Raw genomic sequence first — 5816 nt, forward strand, 5'->3', positions numbered from 1 at the left:
CCTGATTTCACGAACTGGCAAGCGCACAATAGTGTTTTTCAGGCCCTTGCAGCTTATGGAGGCGACAGATCCGTGGATCTGACCTCCAACGGTGAACCTGAGCCGGTTGAGGGCATTAATGTTTCCGCCGACTTTTTCTCTGTGCTCGGGGTTAGACCGTTCCTCGGTAGAACCTTTGTTGCGCAGGAGGAGCAGCCCGGCGGAAATCGTGTCGTGTTAATTAGCCACGTGCTCTGGCAACAGAGATTTGGGTCGGACACGAAGATATTAGGCAGAGCGATTACGCTTGATGACCAGGAATATACTGTCGTCGGCGTCCTTCCATCTGGTTTTCAATTCCCGAATAACGAATATGACCCGCAGTTGTTGTTTCCCGATGTTAATGCCACCGCAGCCAACTGGCATTCGCCCCAATACTTAGCCCGCTTTTCTCAGTGCGCCGTGAAAAGGCGCTGGACCACAGTGGGTGAAAGTCCCGCCCGGGAACTGGTTCGCTCCACCCGGTAGCAATCGAAGCAGCGGCGGCCCTCCGTGCCAATATCAGTGAGACAGGTAGGCCCTGGATAATTACAGTAGGGCGGAGAAAGAAATCTCACTTTGATGAACCCCAGCAAAACTGGAAAGATTGCTCTTCATTCTGCTGAGTTGGCAGCTTCGCAGCGTAGCGGAGAAGCTGCCAACTCAGCAGGTGCCACCATGGAGCGCACCCCGGCGAGCGGCGAGCGCCCGCCGCTTCCCGATTCCGAAGTCATCGCCAGGCCGCAGCGGCGGCGCTTCACGGCGGAGTACAAACGTTCCATCCTGCGGCAGGCCGATGCCTGCCAGAATGGCGGCGACATCGGCGCCTTGTTGCGCCGCGAAGCTCTGTACTCCTCGCACTTGTCCACTTGGCGGCAGCAGCGTCAGCGGGGCGAACTGGAGGCGCTGGCCCCTAAAAAGCGCGGTGCCAAAGTGGTCGTCAGCCCGCTGGTCGTGGAGAACCGCAAGCTGCTCGTCGCCAACGCCCGCCTGACCAAGAAGCTGAAGAACGCCGAGTTGATCATCGAGGTTCAAAAAAAAGTGGCTGCTCTGTTGGGCAACCCGATTCCGAACATCCAGATCGACGAGGAGAACTGATGAACGCCACTCTCCAGTTGGGCGAAAGCGTCGGCAAGGCGGCTGCCTGCCGCGCCCTCGGCGTGCCCCGCGCCTCGCTGTATCGCAGCCTGCAACCTGTCGTGCCGCCTCGGATTCGTCCCACGCCAGCGCGTGCTCTCGATGCTCAGGAACGCCAGGCCGTGCTCGACCATCTGCACGCCGAGCGCTTCGCGGACAAGGCCCCGGCGGAGGTCTATGCCACCCTGCTCGACGAAGGCACTTACCTCTGCTCGGTGCGCAGCATGCATCGCATCCTGGCGGAAAATGCGGAGACGAAAGAGCGCCGCAACCAGCTCCGTCACCCGCAGTATAAGAAGCCGGAACTGCTGGCCACGGCCCCCAATCAGGTCTGGAGCTGGGACATCACCAAGCTGCTCGGCCCCGCCAAGTGGACCTACTTTCATCTCTACGTCATCCTGGACATTTTTAGCCGCTACGTGGTCGGCTGGATGGTGGCCCCGCGCGAGACTGCGGAGTTGGCCAAACGGCTGATCGCCGATACCTGCGAGAAACAGGGCATCGTGGCCGACCGTCTGACCCTTCATGCCGACCGCGGGACCTCGATGACCTCCAAGCCAGTCGCCCTGTTGCTGGCCGACCTGGGCGTGACCAAGACCCACAGCCGACCTCACGTCTCCGACGACAATCCCTACTCCGAGAGCCAGTTCAAGACCCTAAAATACCGGCCTGAATTTCCCCAGCGCTTCGGCTCCATCGAGGACGCACGCGCCTTCTGCCAACAGTTTTTCGCCTGGTACAACCGCCAGCACCATCACAGCGGCATCGCCCTGCTGACCCCGGAAATGCTGCATTATGGCATGGCCGAGGAAGTCATCCAGAAGCGCCAGCAGGTCTTGAACAGCGCCTACGCCCGCAACCCGGAACGCTTTGTCCGGGCCTGCCCCAAACCCCTGCCACAACCCACCGCGGCATGGATCAACCCCCCGATCATTGCATCGGCGACTGTAGGAATTCGACACTAAACTATGTAGCCACCTGTCTCATACTCGTTGACACGTTCCGCGGCGATCGCCCTTTCCACATATGCCACATCGACCATACCGAACTCGATGTCGAACTCCTCTGCTCGAGCACAGACCGAAATCTTGGCCGCCCCTGGCTCACTCTCCTGACCGACGCTTTCTCGCGCCGTCTGCTTGCAGTCACGCTGTCCTTTGATCCGCCCAGCTACCGCGCCTGCATGATTGCCCTCCGCGAGTGTGTACACCGTCATGGCCGGCTTCCACAGATCGTCGTCGCGGATGGCGGTAAGGAGTTCGAGAGCACTTACTTCGAGACCCTGCTTGCACGCTATGACTGCACAAAAAAGACCCGGCCTCCCGCGAAGGCCCGCTTCGGCTCTGTATGTGAGCGCGTTTTTGGAACCACCAACACGCAACTGATCTATAACCTGTTGGGAAATACCCAAATCACCAAGGAAATCCGCGTGGTCACGTCCTCGGTGAACCCCAAGAATCATGCCGTGTGGACACTCGGCCGGCTCTACGATCGCCTTTGCGAATGGGCCTATGAGCTTTACGACACGACTGTTCATCCCGCCCTTGGCAAGACTCCCCGCGACTGTTTCGCCGATGGCCTGGTGCGTGCGGGGATTCGCGCCCACCGCTCGATCACATATGACGATGAGTTCCGCATGATGACCTTGCCGACGACAACAAAAGGGACGGCATTCGTCTCGCCTGGCAGAGGCGTCAAGATCCATCACCTCCACTATTGGTCGACTGTCTTCCGTGACCCTGCTGTCGAGCAGACCAGCGTTCCAGTCCGTTACGACCCTTACGATGCGGGCATTGCCTATGCCTTTGTTGGAAAGCGCTGGGTCACATGCTGTTCTGAGCACTATGCAGTCTTTCGCGGCCGTTCGGAACGCGAGCTGATGCTGGCCACCGAAGAACTCCGCAAGCAACTTCGAGATCATTCCCCTAGCACTCAACTGACGGCTCGAAAGCTGGCTGACTTCATCGCCTCCATCGAGGCCGAAGAAGCACTCCTGTTGCAGCGCCTCCGGGACGCCGAGTCCAGGCAGGTACGCCAGGTTGGGCACCGTGGCCAGGTCAAACTGGCGGATAGTATTCGTCCAACTCCCGATGAATTTAGTTTTGCGCATGTGCAGAAGGTGCAGCGCGAACCGTTCACGTCGCTCCAACCCGAGGTGTTCGAGGAGTATTGAAACATGCCTGACGGAGCCTTTCCCCAAGCCTTGCTGCAGCAACCTTCCCATGCCCGGATAGCCTATTTCCATTCGTTCACCATGGCTCATCCGCGCTTGAAAGAAGCCGACATGGCACTTAGGCAAGCCATCCAGGACCCAGCCGGATTGTCGTTGATCTTCGTTTATGGCCCGACCGGTGTCGGGAAGACGACGCTGCGCTTGCGGGTTGAGAAGTATCTCAAGCAGTCTCTCCTTTCCACGCTGCAGGAAGACCCAGGACGCATTCCCGTCGTCAGTGTCGAAGCCGCCGCCGATGCCGCACAGTTCAGTTGGAAGGACTACTACCGACGTGCCCTCGTGGCGATGGAAGAACCGCTGATCGATCAGAAGATCAGTTATCGCGTACGCGGCGTTTATCGGGACGGCGCTGGAAGATTCACTCTGGACCCGCGCGCAGTGGGCCTCGAACTGCGTTACGCCCTCGAAAGCGCGCTCCTTTACCGCCGTCCCGTGGCGTTCTTTATCGACGAGGCACAACACCTCACAAAAATGAAGAGCGGTCGTAAGCTTCAAGACCAACTTGACTCGATCAAATCCCTTGCCAACCTCACCAAGACAATTCACATAATGTTCGGGACATATGAGCTTCTCCCTTTCCGCAATTTGAGTGCGCAGTTGAGCCGGCGCAGCATTGACATTCACTTTCCTCGCTACCGCGCTGATCGGCCGGAAGACTACGTTGCCTTCCAAAGCGTACTTTTCACTTTCCAACGCCACTTGCCATTGCCCGGGGAATCCGACCTTCTCAAGCACTTCGACTATTGCTATGAGCGCTCCATCGGCTGCGTCGGAGTGCTCAAGGACTGGCTCATACGCGCACTGGCGATCGCGCTTGCCGAAGACAGCCCTGCCATCACACGCAAGATTCTCGAGCAAACAGCCTGGTCCGTATGCCAGTGTCAACGCATGGCCAAGGACGCGCTGGAGGGAGAAACTGATCTTACGGAGAGCGAGGAAGACCGAGGAAAACTCCGACAGTTGCTGTGCCTGGAGCCGACTACATTTGCCGCCCTCGATAATCGAGCCAGAAACAGCCGCGTGGGTCAACGTCGACCCTTTCGAGATGCTGTTGGCGTCAGTCATGGAGTCTTACATGCCAGCTAACGAGATGGTGCAATACGAAGCATGGGACTTGTGTGAAGTGGAGATGCCCCCGCGAAGTCATCTCTACCATCTCCGTCCTGCCGGTCTCGGTACAGGATCGGTAGAGAGTCTGACCAGCTACTTCTCCCGCCTCGCGGAAGCGCATTCTATCTCTGCCGGAGCATTGAACCACCGCGAACTGCTTCCCCTCAACGCTGGACGCCGCAATATGTTTTCCTGCGCCGTTACCGCCAAAACACGATGCTTCACTTCCCCAATCAACAGCGTCGGCAACTCCGCTGCTCGCTTCGCATCGGTGGTTGGAAGACTGACCGGGCGAACGGACCTCTCGTACCTCACAATGCTTCCCTGGAAACCTGTGTTGCCGACGCAATTGCTGACTCGCGGTGTGGCTGCCTGGTGTCCTCGATGTCTCAACAACTGGAGCAATAGCGGCAACATCGTATACATGCCGTTGCTCTGGGCCCTGGAAGTCGTGAAGTACTGCCCGGATCATGGCTATCCACTTCAATCGACCTGCGCCAACTGCGGAAAACCGCAGCCGTTCCTCGGTCAGTGTTGCCCCGTGGGATATTGCAGCCGCTGCAAGAAATGGCTCGGCATCGAAGAAAACCAACATCAAGGCGATCGCTACTCTCTGCTCCCTTCTGAATCGCAAGACTGGGAAATATGGGCGGCATGGCAAGTCAAAGACTTGATCCGCGCCTCGTTTGACTCGCCCACTCTGCTCTGCCGCCAACAGTTGTCCGATCTGATCTGGGCCATGACCGACGCCGAAGGTCTCTCCAGTGTCTGTCGCATGCTGGCAGTCAGTACCTCGTCTGTCACCGATTGGCGAAAGGGGAAGAAGTTGCCGATGCTTCCGGTTTACCTGAGGATCGCGCGCACATTGAATGTGACGCTCGCGAACCTCCTGACCGGAAATGCCAAACCGAGTTCGATTCAGTCGCTCGATGTGTTTCGCATACCATACTGGCGGGGCATCCGGATTCGCAAACGTCCCACCTTCGACGTGCAAAAGGCCAAACAGCAAATGAACGAAGCACTCCAGGAGTCGCCGCCGCTGTCTCTGACAGCATTTCGAAAACGCACCGGATATCACTATGAAACCCTCCGTCACCATTTCCCCGACCTTTGCGCCGCGCTCTGCGAGCGATACCAGCAACACCAATCTGCAACTATCGAGAATCTCCTACAAAATAAAATCCACGAATTTCGCGAGATTGCAAATCGACTTCATAAGGAAGGAATAGACCTGCTCGTGTATCGCGTCCTCAAACGTATGTCTATCCCGAAAAGTCTCAACTACCGCATGGCCTGCGAGCTGCTACTCGATATCAAA

The 5816-nt window shown here is 57.8% G+C and carries 5 protein-coding genes; all 5 read left to right on the forward strand.

Translation table 11 applies throughout. The features are described 5' to 3' along the window. On the forward strand, positions 1-507 hold a 507-nt coding region (locus tag VMU57_RS16915), incomplete at its 5' end, for an ABC transporter permease (RefSeq protein ID WP_325385531.1). A 189-nt stretch (positions 508-696) separates the two neighbouring features. Continuing rightward, a protein-coding gene (locus VMU57_RS23150) for an IS3 family transposase (RefSeq protein WP_414648671.1) occupies positions 697-2120 on the forward strand; the annotation gives its coding sequence in 2 pieces (ribosomal slippage) (positions 697-1069 and positions 1069-2120; 1425 coding nt in all). Then, positions 2069-3328 (forward strand): transposase family protein, encoded by a 1260-nt coding sequence (locus VMU57_RS16930; RefSeq protein WP_325385535.1) that lies wholly within the window; start codon positions 2069-2071, stop codon positions 3326-3328. The genes VMU57_RS23150 and VMU57_RS16930 overlap by 52 nt, the downstream gene beginning before the upstream one ends. A 3-nt stretch (positions 3329-3331) precedes the next feature. Further along, entirely contained in the window at positions 3332-4474 is a 1143-nt protein-coding gene (locus tag VMU57_RS16935) for an ATP-binding protein (protein ID WP_325385537.1), read from the forward strand. Continuing rightward, positions 4464-5816 (forward strand): TniQ family protein (locus tag VMU57_RS16940; RefSeq protein WP_325385539.1); only part of this gene is annotated, 1353 nt, incomplete at its 3' end. The genes VMU57_RS16935 and VMU57_RS16940, both read left to right, overlap by 11 nt.

This window comes from Edaphobacter sp., from assembly GCF_035532915.1.
Taxonomy (GTDB): domain Bacteria; phylum Acidobacteriota; class Terriglobia; order Terriglobales; family Acidobacteriaceae; genus Edaphobacter.